Here is a 24,198-nt window from a genome sequence, read left to right on the forward strand (position 1 = left end):
GGGTGTGTTACGGCTATGAAAGAATTTTGGATTTAGAGACAAGAAAATTTAGCCGTAACGCACCGCCTCATGGAAGGTGCGTTAGGCGCGAGGATAGTTATTTCGTGAGCAATCATCAGGGAAATCAGCGCCTAACACACCCTACAATAATTTTATTTTTTCTTTATAAATAACCTCTTACCAATTACCAATTACCAATTACCAATTACCAATTACCAATTACCTTCTTAGATGTAGACACATTGACAAATCAATGAACACGACCTGCTACAGATAAAATACTGTGCATATTGACCACAGCGCCAATGACTGCGATCGCTGGCGCTTCAAATCCGGTTTTCTCCACTAGTTCTACAATTGTCCCTAACTCACCAATTAATTCTTCTTGTTCGGGACGTGTACCCCAACGTACTAAAGCAATTGGTGTTGCTAAACTCAAACCTGCCGTTTTTAACTGTTCCACAATATGAGGTAGATTGTGGATACCCATATAAATGACAATCGTTTCCGAACCTTGGGCGATCGCTTGCCAATTGACTTTCGGTCGATACTTCCCCGCCGACTCATGCCCAGTTACAAAAGTTACAGATGAACTATATAAGCGATGAGTCAAGGGAATCCCGGCGTAGGCAGGCGCTGCAATTCCCGATGTAATCCCTGGTACAACCTCCACCGGAACCCCAGCCGCAATCAAATCAGCCATCTCTTCCCCACCACGACCGAAAATAAAGGGGTCACCACCTTTTAACCGCACAATAACAGCGTGATTTTGAGCTTGTTCAATTAGTAGTTGAGTTGTTTCGTCCTGCAATAGCGAATGTCGCCCCATGCGCTTACCAGCGTTAATTTGCTCTGCTTGGGGATTAATCATTGCCAAAATCGCTGGACTGACTAAAGCATCATATATGACCACATCGGCACATTCTAATATACCTTTGCCCTTCACCGTCATCAGTCCTGGATCGCCTGGCCCCGCACCTACTAAATAGACCTTACCCAAACCCTTTTGCCCCTGATTGTCTGTGCGGTTCATGTGTAAATCAAATCCCCAATTAAATCGGCTAATTCTCCACTAACTCCCAAAGGTTCAGCCAAGTATAAACTTACCCCAGGAAATTGTAATTTTAGCGCTTCAACTGCTTGAGCGATCGCATCAGTTATGCCGCCGGAGAATAGAAAGTATGGCAAAATTGCAATTTCTCTGTAACCGATAGCAATCAACTCTTGAACTCTTGACTCTAAACCAGGAGTCACCGACCAGTAAGCAGCCACTCCGCCTATATGCGCCGCCATTGTTTCCACTGGTTCTTGAGAACCTGGGCGACGGCTACCATGAGATAACAAAATCCACGCTTCTGCTTTTATAGTAGCGATTTGCTTTTGGAGAAATGTTTGTAAACCCTGATGACTACCCAAGTATGGCTGTAACTCAATCAGAATATCTTTACCTACAGCTTGTTGCGCCTGTGTTACTTCTCTAGGAATGTCCGTCATCACATGAACACCCGGAAGCAGAAACAAGGGTATGATTTTCAGATGATGACACCCAAAAGCTACAGCAATTTGAGCAAAATTTTTGATCTGCTCATGCAATGGTTCAGAAACCACCTCCAAATATCCTGTTCCCACTAACTTTTCTGGAAGATATAATTTTTCAGCTACCAGTCCTGCTATTTGCTGCATAGCGATTTCTGGACGTGGATCTCGGCTGCCGTGGGATACAAGCAGATAAGCAGATGTCATGGGCAATGGTGAAACTTTTCGTAACTATTTTTATTATGTTACAGAAAGTCAACAATTATGAGTTTTTCTCCTTTATCTATCACTGTTCCTCTGCTGTATAAGTGTAAAAATTATTAAAAGCTCCCACCGTCTCAAACTTGTAAGACGGCATCCAAGTACTTAATTTTAGTTCTGTACGGTAAATGCTAAACACAGCAAAGTCTTGTCTTTCTGTAGTAGCTGAGAGGAGTTGCCGCAGTTGGGGGTTAGCGGAATCTATTAATTTGTCACAGTTGTAATTAATTAAACGTTCTAAGAGCTTTGTTGTTTTATTGCAGACATCATTTTTTAAGTATCCTGTCAACCGTTGCACAGCATACTCCTCATATTCAGTCTGATTAGGGTTGGTTTTCGCCATTGTTACTCCCAACACAGCAGCTAATCCCAAGGCTCCTACCGATGCCGTAATGGTCAGGGGTTTCATATTTCCTAACTTTAAATTCGCTAAATCAATTTGCATTCCCAAGACTCTCAATCAGCAAAGTCCGTTCCTCACAAAAAAATTCTGGATAAATTTACTAAACAGATGCTATAATCAAGAATGTGTGTGGCGGGCGTAGCCAAGTGGTTAAGGCAGTGGATTGTGGTTCCACCATTCGGGGGTTCAAGTCCCCTCGTTCGCCCTTTTTGATAAAAGCAAGATAACACAGTAATGTATACTGTGGCTCGATTTGAGATCAAATAACTGAAATGCCCTGGTAGGCAAAACTCTCGGATATCTTCTAGATAGGAAAGAGATAACAGAGCAGCCAACTTGAGTGCTACAACTATTACTATTACTACTTTAGCTTGAACCGACAAAAGCCCCACATCTGACCAGATAGGTCAGTGTGGGTAGTTCAGCTAAATTTTATTGGAAGCCAGAAAAGTTTCCACTTCTATCGCAGTGGGTTGAGAAGCGATCGCACCTGCTTTAGTAGTAGTCAACGCCCCTACAGCACTAGCATAAGTGATAATGCGCTTTGCTGTCTCTGCATCATTCAAGTTATGAATGCCATATTTACTCAGTTGATGGATAAACCCTGCCAGAAAGCTATCTCCTGCACCCGTGGTATCTACTACAGAGACAGGGAAAGCAGGTACTTTACCTTCATTTTCACCCAAGCAATAAGCACAGCCATTTTCGCCATCAGTCAGCAATACCCCCTCAATGGAGCCTAAACGGTAAGTAATAGCGCCTGGATCAGAGGTGTCGAATAGCCATTCGGCTTCTTCTTTCGCAAGCTTGAGAAAATCAACGCGTTTGAAAATTTCCTGAATTTTTTGCCTAGCAATATTTTCATCATGCCAAAACACCGGCCGCCAGTTAACATCCAACACAATCTTCAGATCATACTGTTCAGCTAGTTCCAAAGCTCGGTGAATAGCTTTTTCACTATCGGGATAGGCTAATTCCAAAGTACCCAAAATCAGGAAATCAGCTTCTTGAAACACTGACTCTGGTAATTGCTTGGCTTGCAAATGCGTATCAGCAAATTCAGAGGTATCATACTGACCAAAGCCAGCGAAAGTGCGATCGCCTGCTAGATCCCTGACCACATAGACTTGCCTAGTTGGGGCAGTAGAATGACGTTGTACACCCGTTGTATCTACACCTACTTCTTGTAATAGCTTAACCAGCGCATTTCCTGGCTCATCTTCACCAACAGCACCAATAAATCCGGCGGGAGTTCCCAACTTCACCAAAGCACAAGCCACATTAGCTGGCGCTCCTCCTGGATAAGCAGTCCAAGACTTTACCTCTTCCAGCTTTAGCCCTAACTGATCAGCTAAACAATCGAATAGAACTTCGCCGAGGCACAAAACACGGGGATTACTCATTTCATTTTAGTTTTTCACGGGGATTGCTCATCTCATTTTAGTTTTTTGGCTTTAGATTAGTGATCTCATATTTATCTATTAGCATTCGCACTCCGCACAACAAAAAACCCCGGCGAAACTAACCGAGGTTTATCAAAGAAGTACGAATGACAATTTAGATACAGCGATATTGAAATTTAAAAATCTTAGCTAATACCCAAAGCAACCAAAACTAAAGTTGTGATGAGCAATGTAGCAAACGCACCCTGTAAAGCATACTGGCGTTGTTGCTCTTGGTTGGGGTAGGTAGCGTAATACATTTTGGGTTCGGTAGCGTAGTTATTTAAAATGCCTGCTTCGTTAACGGTGGTATACATAGTTTTTTATGTGCGTTGTTACTTTATGTAAACTAATTTAACAATATTGTTACAAAATGTCAATAGGACTTGACAAAAAATAATTGATTCGAGTAATCAGAGCGACTGATGTTTGGGTGGGGGGTATAGGGGTATAGGGGTACAGGGGTACAGGGGTATAAATATTTGAAACCCTCACACCCTTACACCCTTATACCCTCACACCTACAAAAAACCCTCGGCTAGCCGAGGGTCGATAACATTACACCTATAAGTGGAAAGCGGTCTGAATTATGGTGATAGTCTGGCTCTACCTAGACGGGATTTTTCATACCATTGAGCGATCGCCGGAGACCACTCTGCAAAATGAGGCCACATCAATTCACACAACTTTTGAATTTCCAGTTGTGCATCTTTCTTATTGCGTAAATCACAAAAGTGCAAAAACGAGCGTAAATTAAAGCTGACGACAAAATGCTGGCGATAATCAAAAGGTACTTTACCCCGTGCGTGTTCTTCAGACATTCCCCCTTCAAAATCAGCTTTGTAACGTTTAGCTGCTTCTAAACACCACTGCAAATCTGCGGCTCTTTGTTCTGGAGAATAGTAATATTTTTTGCCCTGTCTATCTGTGTAATAACCAACAGGACGGAGGTAAAAAACATCTTCAATGTCTTTTCTACCTTCGACTACATCAATAAACTGGTTACCCGTATAACGGAAAGAGTTATGAACCACCATGCCATTAGCAACAAAATTATGCCAGTCACCTTCAACTTCTAGGTCATAAGTCATTTGTTGTCCAAGGTATTCTACACTTTTCACTTTGACTGGATGCGCTTGGAGTTTTTTACCTAGTTGCTTTGGTTTAGGTTGCCAATTTTCCGTATCTATAATGGGGTTGTAAAATTGAGCAAATTCTATTTCTTGGTTGTTATGATGAACAGATTCGTGACATTCTTTGCATAAAGTCACTAAATTTTCAAAGTCATAAGCATATGATTCATCAGCATAAACTGGTACTAGATGGTGAGCATGAAGAATACCACCCCTAACCCTACATTTTTGACAAATATAGTTGAACTTCTCATGTACTACTGGCGCAATTTCCCTTGTCCATGCACCTATTAGCTCACGCTCAGTAGATGTACCACCTTTCCAAAAGTTAGATTCTTCTCCTCTTTTAGTATATTTCTTGGCATTCTCAACACGTTTTTGACGACTTTCTTCTGATAGATTTAAGTTGTAACCACCTTTACCCTTATTCCACGGTTCTTTTGTTCCAGGGGATTTTTTATTTAAGGATAATCCGTAGGCATAAACCCATTTTTTAATTGCTTCTATTGAGCAGTTTGCCAATACTGCCATTTCATCAACATGAAGTCCTTGATAAAGTTGCTCTTCTAACCAAGCTTTGTTTCGATAAAGTGCATTAGAGTCATAGTTCCAAGGTTGGTGACCATGAGAAAATTTACTATCTTTCTGGTTTAAAGATAATCCATATCTATTAGCCCAATTTCTGAGTGTATTGATTGAACATTGAGACATTTGAGCAATCTCTAATGTAGACAATCCTTTTGCAATCTGAGATTCTAGCCATTCCCGGTTTCTGTAAAGCCCATTGCCTACTACTGCCATACCATTACACATAACATTGCATGGCTTGGTCATTATAGCTACGCTACCATCATGATTAGTAACCAGACCAACGGCATTGCCCATTCTTTGCCAGCCTTCTGAAGTAAAAAGACGATGATTAACAGTACAATCTAAAGTTTTTCCATCTTCTAAAGTTACTCGATAGACTGGCTGAAGACCGCTACACATTACGTCTTTAATATGCCCAACTTCAAACAAGCCAGTCTCTTCATTGAGAACGCGCAGGCGCATTTTGCGGATGCGTTGTTGACAGTCACGTCGATATTGACCGGGTAATTCCCCATTTCTACCGCGAATAGACCGTTGACGAATGGCTTTTTCTCCATTAGCCCAAAGGTCATATAACTCTCCAATGGTTTTTTTCAATTTCTGGCTACTTTGACCTTCACCGTTAACAAAGGTAATTTCAGTGTTAGATGCCAAACATTGAACATCAAATGATACTGAGACCCTATGTGTACGTGCCTGCTGCATAACACTGTGGGGAAAATAACCGCAGTTGAAAACAATCTGGGGATGTTCTAACGGGCCATAGTGTCCTCTTTCCCCAGCTAACAGCCGCTTAATAATAATGTCGCCACATTCCGACTCCGAGGGCCAGGAGTCGCGCTCATCAAACACGAACCCATCAGTATAGTCTTGGTGCATTGCGGCGTAAATCACCTGCTGGGGGTTTGGTGTTTTAGCTATAACTTCTACTCGGAATCGATCCATTGGCTTTTGGCGGGTTGATGTATGAGTGTTCTTGAGACGTAGTTGTGAACTCGATTCACCATGATATATCTTCAGATGGACTCAGATACTTTACAATAGTTAATATATTTGTTACACTTCTTAACAACAGACCAAGCAGGGGAAAATAAAATGCGTACAAACAATGCCATCGTTGACGATCAAGGTTTGATGAACAACTTTGCGATTGAGCCAAAAGTATATGTAGATGAGCAAGGCGATCGCACTGGGTTCACTCCCTATGCAGAAATACTCAACGGTCGTTTGGCAATGATTGGTTTCATCTCATTAATCGCATTAGAAGTATTTACAGGAAAAGGAATTTTCGGTCTTTTGACCAACCTGCAATAGATAAATTTTAATTTTTGTAAAAAAATAACTTAACAAAAACAGAGGCGGGAAATTTCCCGCCTCTAAATTTATGAGGTATTTCATGTTATTTTGACTGTGACAAACAGCAAGAGCCGTTGTCAAAATCAAGATACCGGGTGAACTATGGCTTTAACCGCTTCTAAAATGGTGCCTATCGGCACACAAGCGCCAGATTTTCATCTACCAGACGTAGTATCTGGCAAAACCATCTCTCTTTCTACCTTTGCCGATAAAAAAGCTTTATTAGTAATGTTTATTTGTCGGCATTGTCCGTTTGTGAAGCATATTCAAGATGAATTAACACGAATAGGCCAGGATTATGCCACAAGCGATTTAGGAATCGTCGCCATCAGTGCCAACGATGTAAAAAATTACCCAGATGATGCGCCTGAATCTCTCAAAGCCTTAGCAATAGAACTAGGTTGGCAATTTCCCTTTTGCTACGACGAAACACAGGAGACAGCCAAGGCTTATACTGCTGCTTGTACCCCTGATTTCTTTGTCTTTGATAGCGATCGCCAACTAGCATACAGAGGACAATTAGATGATAGCCGTCCTAGCAACGGTAAACCTGTAACTGGTGCAGATTTACGCGCCGCCATTGATGCGGTACTGGCGGGTAAACCTGTCATTGGCGAGCAAAAACCGAGTATTGGTTGCAATATTAAATGGAAGTCTACTCTTTAGCAAGTTGGGCTTTAGCCTGTTGCCAGAGAGTTTCTAACTCATCCAAACTGTAATCAGAAAGGGGGCGATCAACTACCGCCTCCATTTTTTGTAACCGTTGGACGAATCGCTGATTTGTGCCTTGCAATCCTTCGCTAGGGTCAAGATTATGCCAACGGGCTAACTGAATCACCGCAAATAGTAAATCACCTAATTCGGCTTGTTGGCGTTCTGGTGTTTCCTCGGCTAAAGCTTGTTGAAATTCCTGTAACTCTTCATGGAATTTTGCCCAAACACCATCAATATTCTCCCACTCAAAACCCACAGCCGCAGCTTTTTGGGAAATTTTCATGGCGGCTGTGAGTGGGGGTAGGGTACGTCCATAACGACTCAGTTTTGTACTCAGTTTTTGACTTTCTTCTGATGGTTCGCCCTTTTCCTCTGCCTTGATTTGTTCCCAGTTCTGCCGTACCTCATCTACACTATTAACCGACACATCACCAAATACATGAGGGTGGCGACGAATTAACTTTTGGGTAATACCTTGGGCAACGTCTTGCAGAGAAAATTGCCCGTACTCACTAGCGATTTGGGCTTGTAAAACTACTTGTAATAATAAATCACCCAACTCCTCAGCGATCGCCTCCTGATCTCCACTCTTAATGGCATCTACAACCTCGTAAGCCTCCTCAATTACATAAGGTGTCAGGGTTTGGGGTGTTTGTGCCAAATCCCAGGGACAACCCCCATCAGGAGATCGCAACTTTGCCACCACCTCAATTAATTCTTGCAAAGCTGCCAAATGATTTGCTTCCATAACTCCTTATACCTGTGCATTTCCCAGTATTACCGTTTTTGATTTTTTCTCCCGCCAGTAGACCGACGACTCGTCACCTTACGTTTCTTAATTTTGCTACTAGGAAGTATTCCCCGAACCCCCTGCTTACGGAAACGTTTGTAAGCCGAACCGCCCCAATCACTGAGAGAATGACTCATCGCCCCCAGTTCCAAACCCAAAAATAAAGCGAAGAATTCCATGCTGTAACTAACGAGCGATCGCCCCACTGTCACCTCTACATCCTGCCATGTCACAGTCACATTCCAGAGCTTATCAGCAACTGCCAAAATCACAACCGTCAATATAGCCAACAAGCTACTGAGATAGACAACCCGTAGTGTTGTCCCAATCAGAGGCCCGTGGGATAGAAAAGAACGATGACGAAGACTTTTTTGATAAGGTAGCCAAATCCAGCGCAAAAAACCCCAACGTTGATATTGACGCGAGTAAATATCTAAATCAGGGCCGAACATCAACCCGCCAAACATAAACCCACCAGCCACCAACAAAGTGACATTGCCAGAACGAGTCTGCCAGAAAGTCAGACCAGCCACCAACGGCAACGCCCATAAAGTAATGCGATCGTGCGTCCGACCAGAGGGCATTTACAAGCTTCTCAAAAATACTTAAAAAAAATTTCCTCAAAATACTAGCGCGATTCAAAATATTTTGCTATATTGATTGTTATTGAAATGAACGGGCGGTTAGCTCAGTTGGTAGAGCGCCTGCCTTACAAGCAGGATGTCATCAGTTCGAGTCTGGTACTGCCCATATATAAGAAAGCCGTCCCCGTGGCGGCTTTTTTGTAACCTTACCCATAACTTTGCTGCAACGGCAAGCTTATAGTTCCAATAGAATGCAGCAAAGTTACGGTTCCAGCTTTTGAAGCCCATAACAAACCCGAACCACTTTTTTCTTTTGTCCGTTTTATCCGTTGGTCATTTATCTCTCGTAGTGGGCGATCGCTAGCACTGCTAAGAATCGGTATCTAAGTAAGGTAAGATAAGACACAAAATGAGTCGTGTGTGAAATGCGTCAGATGGACTTAAATCTGCCGTCAAAGACAGTCTCTATTCCTCCTTAACACTTAAATAGATTTATTTAAGTGCAGAATTCATAAAAAATTGATGAATCTGGAATGATATAGTTTTTCTTCATTGGCTGTTATGTAATAAATACATCATATTAGAACTAGATAAATTACTAGTATTTATTCTTGAGGCTAACTAGCAATGAGTAAAACGACTATAAAAATTCCTTTTGTCGATTTGCAGTTACAACACCAGCCAATCGAAAATCAGATACAGCAAGCAATTCAGAAAGTATTGCAACAGGGAGACTTTATCTTAGGCAAAGCAGTTTCCGAGTTTGAGTCCGCCTTTGCAGCCGCCTCAGGAGTGAGTTATGGGGTGGGTGTAGCTTCGGGAACTGATGCGATCGCCTTGGGTTTAAAAGCCTGTAATATAGGCCCTGGTGATGAAGTGATTTTACCCGCTAATACTTTTGTCGCCACACTAATTGGTGTTCTCCAAGTGGGAGCTACACCCATTCTCGTAGATTGCGACCCCCTAACAGCCTTAATTGACTTAGAAGCAGCAGCCAAAGCCGTCACCGCCAATACTAAAGCGATTATTCCTGTTCATCTGTATGGACAGATGGTATCACCCCAAAAGTTAATAGATTTTGCCCAAACTCACAAGGTGTTAATCTTTGAAGACGCAGCCCAGGCGCACCTAGCCCATAGAGAAGGATATCAAGCTGGTTCTGTAGGGACAGCCGCCGCTTTCAGTTTTTATCCCAGTAAAAATTTAGGTGCATTGGGTGATGGGGGAATATTACTCACTAGCGATGCAGATATAGCCAGTAAAGTTGCCCGTATACGCAATTACGGTTCATCCCAAAAGTATGTTCACATCGAACTCGGTACAAACAGCCGTCTGGATACCTTACAAGCCGCAGTATTACTAGAAAAACTACCTCATTTACCGCAATGGAATAGCGATCGCCTCACCATTGCCCAAACATACGATCTAGAATTAGCACCACTAGCATCTGCTGGTATTATCCCCATGCAAAACCAGAGTGGTACAGGTCATGTTTATCATCTTTATGTGATTAAAATTGATGATTCCTGTCCAGTAGAACGTCAGCACATCCAAGAACAACTGACAGCCGTGGGGATTCAAACCGGCATCCATTACCCGATTCCTTGTCATTTACAGCCAGCATTCACCAATTTAGGCTATAAACCTGGAGATTTTCCCCAATCAGAAAAACTAGCCAAGCAAATATTATCTTTACCGATGTACCCTGGTTTGAACCAAAGCCAAATTAGAGAAGTTGTAGCAGCCATAGCCAAAGCAGTAGGAGATTTTCCCGAAAAACCAGCATCTACTACTCAGGAAAGTAAAGTAGCATAAGTTCCAGTGCTGCATTTCTTTAAAGACTCACAAAGTTATATCGTAATAAGTAATTGGTGTTTTCATAATTACCAATTACCTATTACTAATTACCAATGGTACCCTTAATTTTGAACTCCCTCAAAGAGAGTTGATCAACTTATATATTCTGATTTTTTGAACACTTAAAATTTGAACTGCTTACGCTTATGGCACTTCAGCAACAGATTAGAACCCGAAACACGGATCAATTATTAGGCATAGGCATTTTAGGTCTTTTAGCCCTGCTATATGCTCCTGTTTTACTACATTGGTTAAACGGTTGGCTGTATAAAACCATCAGCACAGAACACGAATATTTTAGCCATGGCATTATCGGCATCCCATTTGCTGCTTATCTGAGTTGGGGTAACCGCAAACAGTGGCAACGTCTACCCAATAAAACCCATCCCTTAGGAGCAACTTTACTCGTAATTGGGGCAGTGTTTTATTTGACTGGTGTTACCGAATGGGTGAATCTCTCCTTACCCGCAATCTTGGCAGGATTGTGCTTGTGGTTCAAGGGTTTTCCTGGATTGAAATTACAAGGCTTTCCCTTACTACTGCTATTTTTAGCTACCCCAACAGCTATGCCTTATCTCATAGCTCCTTATACTTTTCCTTTGCAAAGCTTTATTGCAGGTACAGCTGGTTTCATTCTCAACCAGTTTGGTATGGATGCAGTTGTTGATGGTATCAATATTTACGTATCCGGCAGAATAGTTGAAGTAGCTCCCTACTGTGCAGGTTTAAAGATGTTATTCACGACTATCTATGTTTGTTTGATGCTGCTTTATTGGACGGATAATTTATCTTCTCGCCGCACAACTGTTTGGTTTTTATCGACTGCTGTTCTTATTAGTGTCATTGCTAATATCATCCGTAACACCATACTTAGCTTTTTTCATGGCACAGGCCAAGATGCAGCTTTTAAATGGCTACACGATAGCTGGGGAGGCGACCTCTACTCTGCTTTGATGCTGTTATCTTTAATACCCATCTTAAATCGGATGAGTGATTATTTCTCCACACCCCTAGAGAGCGGAATGGAGGGAGAAAGCCAGCTAATCCCACCTGAGATTAGCGATTAAAAGTGACTGGGGATTGGGTCTTTAAATGAAAAATTAACTCGTCCCAAATTTTGGGATGTTTTCCAAGTACCCAGTAGGGTGGGCAATGTCCAAAGTCACTTGCGTGACTGCCGGGAAATGCGTCCAACGCAGTGCCTCCCCTAGTTCCCCTGTTTCTCCTGCTTATCTGAACCGTATTAATCTATAAGTAAATTCTGGGTATCTAGCAGAGAAAATTTACCAAGACTTCACATACTTGGACAGAGTTAATAAATTTACTGTACAGATTCTAGGGTATAAACGTAGATAGACTGACGATTTTACTGAACCTATAGTGTCATTTTTTCCAGTAAAATTTTGCGTAAATATAGCAATTTTTACTAATGATCCCTTTATCTAAATTTCTCAAACACAAGCACTTAAACACTTTAGTAGTGCTGTTGTTATTCCTACTACTATTGACAGTGGGAGCGGTACCTGGCTATCTAAGCGGACGTTGGCAGTGGAAACAACCACCATCCATTGCCAATCTCAAAGAATTGAGAGAAATACGGAATAAAGGCTTAAATCTTCCTGGCTGGCAAACTGTTAATCAAATAGAGCAAGTTATTGGCCAGCATAAATGGTCTTTGCAGATTATTAAGCAAGCAGACTCCAACAATCAGGCACTATTGCTGTTACTGCCACAAAACGGCCCCAGAAATCAACCAGAAGTAGAGTGGACAGATGTTAGTGGTTGGGGAAAATTACGTTGGGGGAAATGGGACGTAGCACAATCACGTTCTGCTCAATTTACTGCCACAAAACCTGCAAATTCCACAGAAAATGGAAAAATTCCAGTAGAAGCGACGTTTTTTCGGGCTTCTACGGATCAGGAAACCTTTGCAGTTTTGCAATGGTATGCCTTACCCAATGGTGGCTATTCATCCCCATTTCGCTGGTTTCTGGCGGATCAGTTAGCACAATTGCAAAAAACTCGCGCTCCGTGGGTAGCTGTGAGTATTCTTATTCCAATGGAACCTTTAGGTCAAGTGGAAACTACTTGGCCATTAGCCAAGTCTATAGGCGAAACAGTACAATCCACATTGATGGGCGGGCCATTTCAAAATTAGTTCATAATGGCAGCTACTCCTTGCGGTATATTCTGAATTCAACGATGTTAATAGTTTTCAATGATTATATGCGTGCATTCTGCGCTTTATCACTTGTAAGTGTACAGGTAGGGGTTTTATTAGCTACGCCCTTTCAGCCTGTAATTGCTCAAACTTTACCTCCTTCTGGGCAAATATTTCCTACGCCTCTACCGGAGACGGAAGCAGTACCCCAGAATCCCAATAACGAAACTTCTCCCCAATTTACCCGTTACTTATTGGGGCCAGGTGATGTAATCAACGTGACATTTCAACGTCCGCCTGGTGCTTACCGCTTGGGGCCGGGAGATGCAGTTAGCGTCGTGGTGCAACGCTTTCCAGATTTGAGTTTTCAAGCAGCAATTAATCCAGAAGGTAATATTATAGTGCCGCTACTGGAGACTGTTTCCCTACAAGGTTTAACCTTGCTAGAAGCACAAGAAAAGATTCGTTCTTTGCTGAATCGGTTTGTGATTAATCCTGTAGTGGTTTTGTCTTTGTCTGCACAGCGTCCAGATGCAAGTTTTCAAGCCCAAGTGAACGCAGAAGGCAATATTGTTGTCCCACAAGTAGGAATTGTATCTGTACAAGGCTTGAGTTTGGAAGAAGCACAAGAAAAAATCCGCTTGAGTTTGAGCCAGATTCTTAATGATCCGCTTTTTGTTGTGACCTTAGCCAGCCCACGGCCAGTACAAATCAGTATTAGTGGGGAAGTTTTCAGACCAGGTATTTATAACTTGAATGCCGGACTACCGCGAATTGGCGATGCTTTGCAGGTAGCAGGTGGTTCCACCATTGCCGCAGATTTGCGCCAAGTACAAGTACGTCGGCGATTAGTTGATGGTTCGGCAATTTCGCAAACAGTTGATTTATATGCAGCATTGCAAAATGATGGCTCAATACCTAGTTTACGTTTGCAAGATGGGGATGCGCTAATTATTCCCCGTCGTGAAATCGGCACAGACGACGGTTATGACCGCAATTTAGTAGCCCGTTCAACCTTGGCGACACCACAAATTAGAGTCAGAGTATTGAATTATGCGGCTGGTGGTCTTGTAACTCAAGCTTTGCCTAATGGGAGTACTTTTATAGATGCACTAGGTGGAATTAATCTTGATACTGCTAACGTCAGGGATATTGCTTTAGTCCGCTTTGACCCGGAACGTGGCAAGGCAGTTACACAAAGACTAGATGGGAAAAAGGCTTTAGAAGGCGATGTATCTCAGAATGTGCCACTACAAGATAATGATGTTATTGTAGTTGGACGAAACTTGATTGGCAGGATTACAAATTTTCTCAGTACTATTACCCAACCATTCTTTAATGTCCGCTCATTTCTCAACTTTTTTGATACCTTTAGTAGGTAGTCAGGAAATGTTAAAAAAATATCTATTGCTGGGGAAATTGGGGAAACAAAAATTTCATCTTGATACTGGATACATGAATTAAGTGATTCAATTTCTCGATTCCACAAAAGTAGAGTGTTTTTTGCACGCGATCGCATTGATACTGATGTCAAAAAATAAAGAATTAAGTGAATCAGGTGACTTATGAATCATGAATGATGAATAATAGCTACTAAGTGTGACAATATTTTGTTGATTGACCGCATAAATTTTCATTAATTTTATATGTCTCTTTTATGACCCCACCAATTGTTAAGAGCTATATTATTGCTTTTGAAAAATATAAATGGATTGGAGTAGCCAGCTTTGCTTTAGTTGTAGCGGGGTCAACAGTGGTGGCTATCCAACCAGAACCGGCACCTACTTATACAGCAAGCGGCACACTGACATATTCTCGACCCCCAGTATCATTTTCTACGACAGGTAGCGAAATTCAGCAACAAGGTCAGGAATTAAACCAGGAAGTACTGTTATCAGATCAAGTGATTGATAATGTATCGGCAAAGGTGAAGATCCCGTCCAGAAGAATTGCTTCCAGCGTAGCCATTACACCGCCGAGAAGAAACTCCCGGACTGGAGAACTAGAATCTAATGTCATTTCTCTGGCATATAGAGATAGTGATCCCAAGCGAGCGCAGGAAGTATTGCTGGAGCTGATGCAGGCAATGGTCAAGCTCAGTAGTGATATTAACACTGGGCGACTAAAAGCTATTATTGGCAAAATTAATGAACGCATACCGCAAGCAAGGTCTGAGCTACAAGCAGCTGAAAAAAGATTGGAACAGTACGATCGCATAGAACGACCTGCTATATTAGCCGCAGAAAATGGTAGTTTACTTGGTGCTGTTACTGGTAGCCAAAATCAGCAACGGGTGATTCGCCAAACTATTACGGGAATTGAGGCGCAGATTTTTAGTTTGCAAGATAAGTTGGGTTTAGATGTCGGTCAATCTTATGTTTCTTCGGCGTTGAGTGCCGATCCCATTATCGCCAGCTTGCGATCGCAAATTTATCAGACAGAGTCACAAATCGCTTTACTTCGTAAAGATTTGCGCCCAGAACACCCAAATATGATTCAGTTGCAGCGTCAAAAACAAGCATCTGAAGAATTACTCCAACAAAGGGCGGCGGAAGTAATTGGCGGTGGTGGTACAGCAGCACCCTTAGCAACAAATATTAGTGGTATCCGCGCCCAAAGTAGTTTAGATCCAGCCCGACAGCAGCTAGCTAACCAGATGGTAGCTCTGCAAACGCAAAAAGAAACCCTACAACAACAATTAGCCCAGCAAATACGAGACGAAATCCGACTGCGGCAAGAATATTCCCAAATACCCAACAAACAATTAGAGCGATCGCGCTTGGAACAAGCAGTAGGGCTGAAGAAAGCAGTTTATGATCAAATGCAAGCCAAGCTAACGGATGCTCAAACAGCCGAAGCAGAGACTGTGAGTAGCTTTAGCATTGCTCAACCCCCTGTGGTGGGGGCTGATGCCAAGAAAGCCAAAAGTGTACCTTTAACCTTGGGTGTAGGTGGTTTCTTAGGATTGATAGTTGGTGGTGGGGTGATTTTCTTACTAGGTTCCTTGGAAGGAACACTCCGCACCAGAGAAGCTATCAGAGACAGCCTCAAACAACGGGATGTGGCAATGTTGGGAGAAATACCTGTATTGCCAGTGGATGACTTACCACCAGAAGCCCTACCTGTCATCCTTTCTCTAGATTCTCTGTACCTAGAGTTTTATGAGAAATTACGCAGTAACTTAAGGCGGATTGGTGGCAGAAACTTAAAAGTGGTATTGGTGACTAGTACTAGTAGCCAGGAAGGTAAAACAACCAGCGCCTACAACCTGGGTATAGCCTCCGCCCGCGCTGGCAAAAGAACCTTGATCATCGAGACAGATTTGCGATCGCCTTCACGTTCCACCTCTTTGAGAGTCTCCGCCGACGAGGATGCCACACTTGAACCCCTGCGTTATTATGGCAGCTTAAGTGAATGTATTCGCTTAGTTCCTGAAGTCGAAAATTTATACATCATCCCTAGCCCTGGGCCTGTGCGTCAATCTGCTGCTATTTTAGAATCTAGCGAAATGCGGCGGCTGATGGAAGATGTGAGGGAACGTTATGACTTAGTTATTTTAGATACTAGCCCATTAAGTGTATCTAACGATCCATTGTTAATTCAACCCTACAGTGATGGCATAGTACTCGTATCACGAGTTAACTATACACAGGACAGTATGATGGCGGAAGCCATTGATCAACTAGTGGAAGCAGAACTAGGACTAGTGGGAGTTATTATCAACGGGGCTGATATTACTGTTTCCTTACCACCCTCGGCTGAATTCTCCGATTCGGTTTCTGGGGAAGAACGGACAAGAGATGAAGAATCAGAAATTTCCGTTGGTGTCAGCAATAACTAGCCTTGATGTAAAAGTCATGACTCAAAAACTGCTGGAGTGTAAACTATAGACCATAGACTATCAATTGTGGTGAATCGATTATGGGCTTGTGGTTGAGTTTATGCGGTGCAGTGGTAGTGGTGGCTTACCTGTTGGGTTCTTTTCCTACGGGGTATATTGCTGTCAAACAATTGAAGGGGATTGATATCCGTGAAGTGGGTTCGGGTTCCACGGGAGCAACCAATGTTTTGAGAACCTTGGGTAAAGGGGCAGGAGCATTCGTTTTAGGACTTGACTGCTTAAAAGGCGTATTGGCGATCGCTTTAGTTTACTATTTGTTTACCTTTGCCACAAGTCAAAATTTGATTCCTACAACAGTAGATATTGAATTGTGGCAACCTTGGTTAGTGACTCTAGCAGGTATCGCCGCCATTTTAGGACATAGTAAATCAATTTTCTTAGGCTTTACAGGCGGTAAATCTGTTGCTACCAGTTTAGGAATTTTATTAGCCATGAATTGGCAGGTGGGTTTGGCTACCTTTGGTGTATTTGCTGTTGTGGTAGCAATATCACGGATTGTATCACTCAGTTCCATCATGGGGGCGATCGCTGTCTCTATTGTGATGGTGCTTTTACAGCAACCCTTACCTTACATTTTGTTTGGTATCGCTGGTGGCTTGTATGTTATTTTGCGTCACCGGAGTAATATCGAACGTTTGCTTGCAGGTACAGAACCAAAAATTGGGCAGAAACTCACAACAGAAACAGAACAGAGTGCTTAAATATGGCTTTTTCCCATTCTCAATATTATGAAACTACCAGAATTAGATACGGAAACTATAGATCGCATTATTGAAATGGCTTGGGAAGACAGAACTCCTTTTGAAGCAATTGAAGCTCAATTTGGGCTGTTGGAGAAACAGGTAATCGCCCTCATGAGACGCGAAATGAAAGAATCAAGTTTTCGGATGTGGCGAGAGCGAGTTACTAAACGTCAAACCAAGCATTTAGGTAAACGAGATTTTCTTGCAGGTAGATTTAAGTCAGATAATCAAAAAACGTAATTTTTGTCCAGACTGATAGACTCACGTAGTGCTGATTCTCATAGAGTAGAATCATCACTACATCACATTTTTGAAGTCATTAGGACATCAAGCTAAGACAAAACCCTGACCATACAAAGCCTTGAAAACTGTCAACTGTCAACAGCCATATCAATTGATTGTTTTACCAGTACTTGACGCTAATAACTCTTCAACAGCAATTTTTACTTCAGAAGTATCCTTAATAAACCTGCAATCAGGAATTTCTTTTGTCCATTCTTCGTAGAAAGCCTCATTCTTGTAATAGCTGTTTGGCAAAAAGACATGAGGTATATTAAAAAGGACACAAATAATATGCCCATGTAAGCGATTGGTTATAACTAGTCTATGTTGCTTTAATTGATAAACGCCACTGTGCATCAAACTCCATGATAGTTGATGTATGGATGGTTGATATACATGATTGAAATCAACTTCATATGGATACGAATTTTGCCATTTTTGTCGGGAATTCCATTCAATTGGAGTAGCTAGCCCCCTTTCCCATACTTCCCTATATAAAGTAGAAACGTACTTGGCTAATTTTTTTGTAGGATGTCCAAACTTCCATTCATAGGCAATCCAATCTTCAACTACTAAATTAGGCAAATCAAAAATATTCTCTGATTGCTTTTGATTGATTTCTCTATCTTTTCTAGAAAGATACAATATTGATGATTTAGTATTTTGAATATGGAAAATATCTTGTAAGTCCGTCATCTGAAAAGCCATGTCAGGTGCCTTAAAGACTTGGCACTTATCAAAAGCTTCTTTTGCTATTTTATAACTACGTTCATCACGCAGAAATATAGTTAAATTAGGATGAGAATTAAATATATTCGCTGTTTTTATTAAGTTAACCTCATGCCTAAAATATAAACTTTGGGGTAGAATAACAATCGGGCGATCGCGGTATTTGGAAATAATCCCTTCTCTAAATTTTTGTTGTTCAGTCCATAAATCTCCTAAATTACCACCTCCATGAAACACTATGGGTGATTTACCAATATTATCTTCCAACGTTTTTGGGGAGAAATTATGTAGGCTACAAGTATATTTAATCTGGGTTTTCATGACATTGGTCAGATAAATTACCCCACCAAGCCATATTAAATGATCTCCTATATTAGGATGATCTGGATAATCAAGTAACGCACACGATTTAAAACTTTCTATTTTTCCTAAAGCATTGTGAAGAGATGCTCTAATTGTTTCTGCGCTAGAGAGACTCATCATATTTTAACTTGTTATTTTCTTATGTTCAAAAAACTTTTGTTCAAAAAACTTTTTTACAGATTCGCCTAATTTAAAGATGTCAAAAAATCTTATATTTCTATAAACTCTGCTGCATCTATTCCATAAAACTTAGAAAATATAAAGCCAGCTTATTTAGGCATATCCATTCTGGAGAAGAACATAATTATCTACTTCCATAAACCCTATGATCTTGTTTGTCTAAACAAGTAGATTTAACAAAATCAAACATTTGCACTAATGTTTTGCTTGTCAAGGGCTACCTTTATGAATTCAATCTTTGTTCTTAAGAAAAAAATACTGCTGTAACCCCTAACAAGCAAGTGCATACATTAAGAATAACTTTTTTCCTTATTTTTATATATCCATAAAAGATAAAATGGACTAACAAGGCTACTTAAAAGAAACTCTAACTCACAACTTGCAACTAAATTATCGTTAATATTCCCTTTATGCTTCCATAAATGAATCATTAAACGCCGGACATCACTGATTAAATAGATGATAAAAAACAATGGTCTTTGCCAGGATTGCAGACGCAGCATACGGATGTGGTGTCTCGCTAATCCAATACCACGCACTAACGACATTAGATAATTTTTTTCTAGTCGCCAGTGAGGTATTTGATGATACATAAGCATTGCGGGATTATACCAGATGTCCCAACCAGCATTTTGGATATGTACAAGCGCTTCTAAATCTTCGCTTGCCAGCATAGATTTTTTAACTCTACCGACTAAAAATAGTTGGCTAGGTACATTTTCTAACCAGACTTCTCTACGAACTACTAATCCTGCTGCTGGTGGAAGTACACCTTTACGTCGTTCGTAAATATAAGCATTGGCTCCACGATCAATTACTGCGAGAAATAACGCTAATTTTTTAAAGTCGTGGGGAGGATTCTTTTCAAAATTAGCTTGAATACGACCACCATATGCGCCTGCTTGAGGATGTTTACAACCAAAATCATAGGCAGAGGCTACCCAATCTACCGTTGGTAAATTATCATCGTCGAGAAATCCAATAAATTCACCTCTGGCTTTCTCTACTGCGCTTTGTCTGGCATAGGCTAAACCTTGCTTTGGTTCAAAAAAATATTTAAGAGTGCAGAATAAAGGCCAGTTTGCTTGGAACTCATGTACAACTTGTGATGTGTTATCTGTGCTGTTATTGTCGATAACAATAACTTCCCATGTAAATTGTTCTGTATTAATTTGCTCTTTAAGCTTATTTAGAACTAGGGGTAAGCGGCTAGCTCCGTTGTAAGTACATATAGCTACACTAAAATTAACCATGATTATTTGATTTAGGGTAGACATCGAAAGCTAATTTGTAAACGTAAGTAAAGTAGTTGTGTTGTAAGAGTTCAGTGATTTGGGCTATAAAGCGCCTATTCGCTAAAAGTCTTACCTAGTAAGGACTTGATATTATTAAAGCTTTCTTTACAAACTAGCTATCAGTACATCTTCCCATTAAATCTATTAATTAAGTTAAAAGCAGGTAAATTTTTGGTCAAATAGCTACAAATACGTAGGCATTCATGTATGGCCCCTGTAAGAAGTGAGAGCGATCGCCTACTTTTCCATCAGGTGGAGGAAAATGAGATAAATTGGGTCACCTAGTGATTCAGGTATGGGCGAGTTTTATTAATTGGAATTGAGGATAACAATTACCTGTGATACCTTTATTCCCAAAGGTTTCCAGTGGCGATCGCTCGAAGAGAAAGTACTATCGCCTAAAACTGCTTGGTAGTCCTTAGGATATCTCTCACTAGCATTGGTAGCCGCATCTACCCGTACAAGCAATTTTCCTTGGTAGCGTGATAACTTGCTACTTTCTAACAAAACAGTACCGCCGTAGTCCCAACCCAGTCCATATAGTTTAAAGTTACCTAACTTATTGCGTAACTCACTCCAAGGAGTTCCGACTCCAATACCTTCACGAGTTTTCCATGCACTACCCAATTCGCGCACATCTAAGGGTTTAGTGCGAGTCTTATCGCTCCAGACCACCAAAAATGAACGTCCACCATTGAGATTTACTTGGGTAGCCGCAAAACTACCTATACCTTCAGCACCAGCAATAGTTTTATCAACCAAGCGGGATGCACCGAAAGTTTTGGCTAAATCTCTCCTAGTAGTTTTGCGTGTCACTGGGCCGACCCTTTCCCCTGGGACAATTAAGGTATCTGTTAACTGTGGTGTTTGGGCTATGGTCAGCTTTTGATGAGTGTTATCTGGTAGTGCAACTACTGGGTTAGCTGAATATCCCAGTAGTAAAGCTAAGGTGGTAGCAATGGCTGGAAGAGATGGGTTCACAATTCACCTCGGCGTAGAAAAATAACTTCGTTCTTAGTTTCTACAATTCCCTATTGCCGATTTCCCGTCACTCAACAACAAATAAGTTTTGTTACTGTCAACAGTTAACAGAATTAAATATTTACCCATCCCCTACTCCACAACTTCATTCACCGGGAATCGATCAATTAGTTGCATGGCACGGTAGGCATTACGCTGTAAAACATCGGGTAAGTTAGGAACGTGGGGTATCTGGGATAATAAGTCTAAAGAACGGCGTAAAATTCGCACCACATCACCTTCATCTAAGGTGGTATTTTGGCAAAGTTCAACCCATTCGATTCCTAAAGCCCACTGTTCCACAAGGGCAATTAAGCCAATATAGCGATTTTCCAAGCCTACAGGTAAGGCTACACCATGCCGATACTGCACTTTTAAGACAGCGCGACGAATTTTTTGTAATCTTGACCAAGCGTCGTCTATTTCTGGGGAAAGGTTGAAGTTAACCCTGCTATCTGGACGGGGAGTTTCTGTAACTAAAGCGGCGATAGTGGCTGCTAAATGGTGGGGGTCTAAGTTATTTAACTCTCCACTAGCTAAAGCTAAACCTAACCACAGTTCATTTTCCCCGCGAATAGCGGCAGCGATTTGACCGAGTGCGGTGGGGACTAGATTATCCAAGCAATCGAATTGCTGCAAGATGGTAATTAAATTGAGAAACTCTTCCCAATAGCGCTGAGATTGCTGTTCTACTTGCGCCTGTACTTGTTCGAGTTCGGCTTCCAGTTCCACATAGCGAGCGCGGGCTTTGAAAACCGTGGACACATTACCCGATTGATGCAGGGGATTGGCTTCTAATTGAGCTTGGATAGCGGCGGTGCGGCTGAGTTGTTCGGCTACCTCTGGGGACAGATGCAGAGATTGTTGAGGATCAGGGATACTTTGAGCGATCGCCATTGTTTCCTTACCTCCACGACTGGATTGCCCTGGTTTGAGCATCAATTCTGGTGGTGGTAGGATATCTGGCGGCACATCTACTCGCGGAAGTTCGGCGTATAAATCAACTACATCCGCAGTAGTAGCAACATACCATCGGTTATCTTGTCCCAAGCAGACTAAGCAAGCAGATTGAGTAGAACCGGAAGTTTTACCAACTAAAACTGCGGTTATAGGCGTGGAAACTTTAATGTTTTGACCCTTCAAACTCAACAGCGTTCCCAAAACAGCAAAATCCAAGAGCATTTTAATTTGTTCTTGTCGTTCCTCCTGGGCTTGTTCCTGTAGAGTCTTTAATAGCTGACGTTCTACTTTCAACCGTTGCCGTAATTTTTCATAGATAAGGATGTCATTTTCGTCAACGGCGTTGATTTGCTCTTGTAGTTTGGCTAATTCCCCTTCTAAAGCCGCAATTTCTTCGTAATCTGGTCTTAAATGCAAAGTCGCCATATACTGCCCAAAACTGCGTTCGATCAGTTCCTTGGCTTCATCTATAGTGTGGGTTTGCAGTAAGTTCAGAACCATGCCATAGCTAGGGGTAAACTGACTGACTAGGGGATCTGGTTTGGATGTGGCTAAATAGGCTGCTTCTTTTGAACCTTCAAAAGGAGTTTGTACCGTCACTACATGACCCTGCTTATCCATTCCCCGACGGCCAGCCCTACCCGCCATTTGTAAGAATTCCGATGCGTTTAAGAGGCGATGTCCGGTGTCAGTGCGTTTGGATAGGGTGGAAATAACCGTTGTCCGGGCAGGCATATTAATACCAGCTGCCAAGGTTTCTGTGGCAAATACGACTTTAATCAGCCCTTGTTGAAATAGTTCTTCTACCAAAACTTTCCAAGCTGGTAAAATCCCGGCGTGGTGAGCAGCAACACCTCGATAAAGAGGGGCTATTTGTCCAGAACGACCGGCTTCAGGGTTACGGGCTAAAAAATCATCAATTTGCCGTCGTAGTATCTGGGACTCTTCATTATTAACTAGCCATAAATCCCCCACTTCCGCTACGGCTTTATCACATCCCCGGCGGCTGAAAATAAAATAAATCGCCGGTAGCATATCTCTTTGTTGGAGGTGATTCAAAGTATAGATAATGCTGGGGGCTTCTGGTCTGCCATTTTTGCCTCTATCCCCTTGCCGTTTTTTACCTCTATTGGCTAAACGGGGATTAATTTTAGTTTTGCTATCATTCAGCAGAGGAAATAGCCCCTTGGGATTACAGTAGTGAAACTCTAAGGGTACAGGGCGAAAATCAGAGTAAATCAGATCAGTGGGGCCGTGGACGCGACTTAGCCAGTCTGTAAGTTGGTCACTGTTGGCAACGGTAGCCGATAAAGCCACTAACTGTACTCCACGAGGACAGTAAATGATTGACTCTTCCCAGACTGTACCCCGTTGGCGATCGTTCATGTAGTGGCACTCATCTAGCACCACCGCTTCCACATCTACAAGAGAGATACCGACTTGACCGATTGGTGTACCGTAGAGCATATTCCGAAAAATCTCGGTAGTCATCACCAAAATCGGCGCATCTCTGTTGATGGAAGCATCACCAGTTAACAGTCCAACTTGCTCAAACCCAAATTTCTCACGAAAATCACGTAATTTTTGATTAGATAACGCCTTTAAGGGAGTGGTGTAAAACACCCTCTTCCCCCGTGCTAAAGCACGATAAATGGCATATTCTCCTACTAAAGTTTTGCCCGAACCTGTGGGCGCACACACGACAACAGAGCGTCCCGCGTTAAGGGACGCGATCGCATCTTTTTGAAACTGATCCAGATCAAAGGGAAATATCAACCCTAAGTCCAGTTCGGGAGACGGCGCGGGATAATTCACTCAATTAATTTTTCAACCAGACTGTTTACTATATTAACGAGTCTTTTGTCAACTTCGACATTAGTTAAGAGTCAATGGTCAA

General features: G+C 41.9%; 20 protein-coding genes, 2 tRNA genes and 2 pseudogenes. 11 read left to right on the forward strand and 13 right to left on the reverse strand.

Annotated elements, in window-relative coordinates:
- Positions 1 to 250: 250 nt before the first annotated feature.
- The 3 genes from cobA to H6G14_RS06420 all read right to left on the reverse strand — a co-directional run bounded on the left by cobA (position 251) and on the right by H6G14_RS06420 (position 2,206).
- On the reverse strand, positions 251 to 1,033 hold the full coding sequence (cobA, locus tag H6G14_RS06410) for a uroporphyrinogen-III C-methyltransferase (RefSeq protein WP_190566270.1): 783 nt from the start codon (positions 1,031 to 1,033) through the stop codon (positions 251 to 253).
- Entirely contained in the window at positions 1,030 to 1,743 is a 714-nt protein-coding gene (locus H6G14_RS06415) for a sirohydrochlorin chelatase (RefSeq protein ID WP_190566271.1), read from the reverse strand. Before H6G14_RS06415 ends, cobA begins: the two co-directional genes overlap by 4 nt.
- A 79-nt stretch (positions 1,744 to 1,822) precedes the next feature.
- Positions 1,823 to 2,206, reverse strand: a complete 384-nt coding sequence (locus H6G14_RS06420) for a DUF4359 domain-containing protein (RefSeq protein ID WP_190566360.1) — start codon at positions 2,204 to 2,206, stop codon at positions 1,823 to 1,825.
- Positions 2,207 to 2,332: 126 nt separating this feature from the next.
- On the opposite strand from H6G14_RS06420, the gene H6G14_RS06425 reads away from it, so the two are divergent.
- Positions 2,333 to 2,405, forward strand: a tRNA-His gene (locus tag H6G14_RS06425).
- 220 nt (positions 2,406 to 2,625) lie between these two features.
- Here H6G14_RS06425 and H6G14_RS06430 read toward each other — a convergent pair.
- From H6G14_RS06430 to H6G14_RS34185, 4 genes and pseudogenes are all read right to left on the reverse strand, one after another.
- Positions 2,626 to 3,603: a carbohydrate kinase family protein gene (locus tag H6G14_RS06430; protein ID WP_190566272.1), complete on the reverse strand. Its 978-nt coding sequence runs from the start codon at positions 3,601 to 3,603 to the stop codon at positions 2,626 to 2,628.
- A gap of 185 nt (positions 3,604 to 3,788) precedes the next feature.
- Positions 3,789 to 3,959: a photosystem II assembly protein Psb34 gene (gene psb34 / locus H6G14_RS06435; protein ID WP_190566273.1), complete on the reverse strand. Its 171-nt coding sequence runs from the start codon at positions 3,957 to 3,959 to the stop codon at positions 3,789 to 3,791.
- Positions 3,960 to 4,229: 270 nt separating this feature from the next.
- Positions 4,230 to 4,664, reverse strand: a pseudogene (thyX, locus tag H6G14_RS34180) (FAD-dependent thymidylate synthase); the annotation flags it as partial.
- Positions 4,665 to 4,667: 3 nt separating this feature from the next.
- Positions 4,668 to 6,311 (reverse strand): annotated as a pseudogene (locus H6G14_RS34185) (FAD-dependent thymidylate synthase); the annotation flags it as partial.
- A 150-nt stretch (positions 6,312 to 6,461) separates the two neighbouring features.
- On the opposite strand from H6G14_RS34185, the gene H6G14_RS06445 reads away from it, so the two are divergent.
- Positions 6,462 to 6,680 carry a chlorophyll a/b-binding protein gene (locus H6G14_RS06445; protein ID WP_010994690.1) on the forward strand — a complete coding sequence of 73 codons (219 nt, stop codon included), beginning with the start codon at positions 6,462 to 6,464 and terminating at the stop codon, positions 6,678 to 6,680.
- A 144-nt stretch (positions 6,681 to 6,824) separates the two neighbouring features.
- Positions 6,825 to 7,388: a thioredoxin family protein gene (locus H6G14_RS06450; RefSeq protein WP_190566275.1), complete on the forward strand. Its 564-nt coding sequence runs from the start codon at positions 6,825 to 6,827 to the stop codon at positions 7,386 to 7,388.
- On the opposite strand, the gene mazG is transcribed toward H6G14_RS06450, so the two are convergent.
- Positions 7,378 to 8,184 carry a nucleoside triphosphate pyrophosphohydrolase gene (gene mazG / locus H6G14_RS06455; protein ID WP_190566276.1) on the reverse strand — a complete coding sequence of 269 codons (807 nt, stop codon included), beginning with the start codon at positions 8,182 to 8,184 and terminating at the stop codon, positions 7,378 to 7,380. The genes H6G14_RS06450 and mazG overlap by 11 nt on opposite strands.
- Positions 8,185 to 8,213: 29 nt before the next feature.
- The gene (locus H6G14_RS06460; RefSeq protein ID WP_190566277.1) at positions 8,214 to 8,810 is read right to left on the reverse strand and encodes a metal-binding protein; all 597 of its coding nucleotides are present in this window, start codon (positions 8,808 to 8,810) and stop codon (positions 8,214 to 8,216) included.
- A 93-nt stretch (positions 8,811 to 8,903) separates the two neighbouring features.
- Here H6G14_RS06460 and H6G14_RS06465 point away from each other — a divergent pair.
- From H6G14_RS06465 to H6G14_RS06500, 8 genes are all read left to right on the forward strand, one after another.
- Positions 8,904 to 8,976: transfer RNA gene (locus H6G14_RS06465), tRNA-Val, on the forward strand.
- 461 nt (positions 8,977 to 9,437) lie between these two features.
- On the forward strand, positions 9,438 to 10,625 hold the full coding sequence (locus tag H6G14_RS06470) for a DegT/DnrJ/EryC1/StrS family aminotransferase (protein ID WP_190566278.1): 1,188 nt from the start codon (positions 9,438 to 9,440) through the stop codon (positions 10,623 to 10,625).
- Positions 10,626 to 10,813: 188 nt separating this feature from the next.
- Positions 10,814 to 11,734 (forward strand): cyanoexosortase B, encoded by a 921-nt coding sequence (gene crtB / locus H6G14_RS06475; RefSeq protein WP_190566279.1) that lies wholly within the window; start codon positions 10,814 to 10,816, stop codon positions 11,732 to 11,734.
- 362 nt (positions 11,735 to 12,096) lie between these two features.
- Positions 12,097 to 12,825: a cyanoexosortase B system-associated protein gene (locus tag H6G14_RS06480; RefSeq protein ID WP_190566280.1), complete on the forward strand. Its 729-nt coding sequence runs from the start codon at positions 12,097 to 12,099 to the stop codon at positions 12,823 to 12,825.
- Positions 12,826 to 12,869: 44 nt separating this feature from the next.
- On the forward strand, positions 12,870 to 14,210 hold the full coding sequence (locus H6G14_RS06485; RefSeq protein ID WP_190566281.1) for a polysaccharide biosynthesis/export family protein: 1,341 nt from the start codon (positions 12,870 to 12,872) through the stop codon (positions 14,208 to 14,210).
- 275 nt (positions 14,211 to 14,485) lie between these two features.
- Complete coding sequence (locus tag H6G14_RS06490; protein ID WP_190566282.1) at positions 14,486 to 16,669, forward strand: GumC family protein; 2,184 nt, start codon at positions 14,486 to 14,488, stop codon at positions 16,667 to 16,669.
- Between the two features lie 80 nt (positions 16,670 to 16,749).
- Positions 16,750 to 17,430 (forward strand): glycerol-3-phosphate 1-O-acyltransferase PlsY, encoded by a 681-nt coding sequence (gene plsY, locus H6G14_RS06495; RefSeq protein ID WP_190566283.1) that lies wholly within the window; start codon positions 16,750 to 16,752, stop codon positions 17,428 to 17,430.
- A gap of 27 nt (positions 17,431 to 17,457) precedes the next feature.
- On the forward strand, positions 17,458 to 17,712 hold the full coding sequence (locus H6G14_RS06500) for a TIGR03643 family protein (protein ID WP_190566284.1): 255 nt from the start codon (positions 17,458 to 17,460) through the stop codon (positions 17,710 to 17,712).
- 150 nt (positions 17,713 to 17,862) lie between these two features.
- Here H6G14_RS06500 and H6G14_RS06505 read toward each other — a convergent pair whose 3' ends face one another.
- The 4 genes from H6G14_RS06505 to H6G14_RS06520 form a co-directional block, all read right to left on the reverse strand.
- Positions 17,863 to 18,966 (reverse strand): polysaccharide pyruvyl transferase family protein, encoded by a 1,104-nt coding sequence (locus H6G14_RS06505; protein WP_199326074.1) that lies wholly within the window; start codon positions 18,964 to 18,966, stop codon positions 17,863 to 17,865.
- 350 nt (positions 18,967 to 19,316) lie between these two features.
- Entirely contained in the window at positions 19,317 to 20,279 is a 963-nt protein-coding gene (hpsE, locus tag H6G14_RS06510; RefSeq protein WP_242053364.1) for a hormogonium polysaccharide biosynthesis glycosyltransferase HpsE, read from the reverse strand.
- 351 nt (positions 20,280 to 20,630) lie between these two features.
- A complete protein-coding gene (locus H6G14_RS06515) occupies positions 20,631 to 21,302 on the reverse strand; it encodes a hypothetical protein (protein ID WP_190566286.1) in 672 nt (223 codons plus the stop codon).
- A 132-nt stretch (positions 21,303 to 21,434) separates the two neighbouring features.
- Positions 21,435 to 24,116: a DEAD/DEAH box helicase gene (locus H6G14_RS06520; protein ID WP_190566287.1), complete on the reverse strand. Its 2,682-nt coding sequence runs from the start codon at positions 24,114 to 24,116 to the stop codon at positions 21,435 to 21,437.
- Positions 24,117 to 24,198 lie beyond the last annotated feature (82 nt).

It is taken from the genome of Nostoc parmelioides FACHB-3921 (assembly GCF_014696625.1).
Lineage (GTDB): Bacteria > Cyanobacteriota > Cyanobacteriia > Cyanobacteriales > Nostocaceae > Trichormus > Trichormus parmelioides.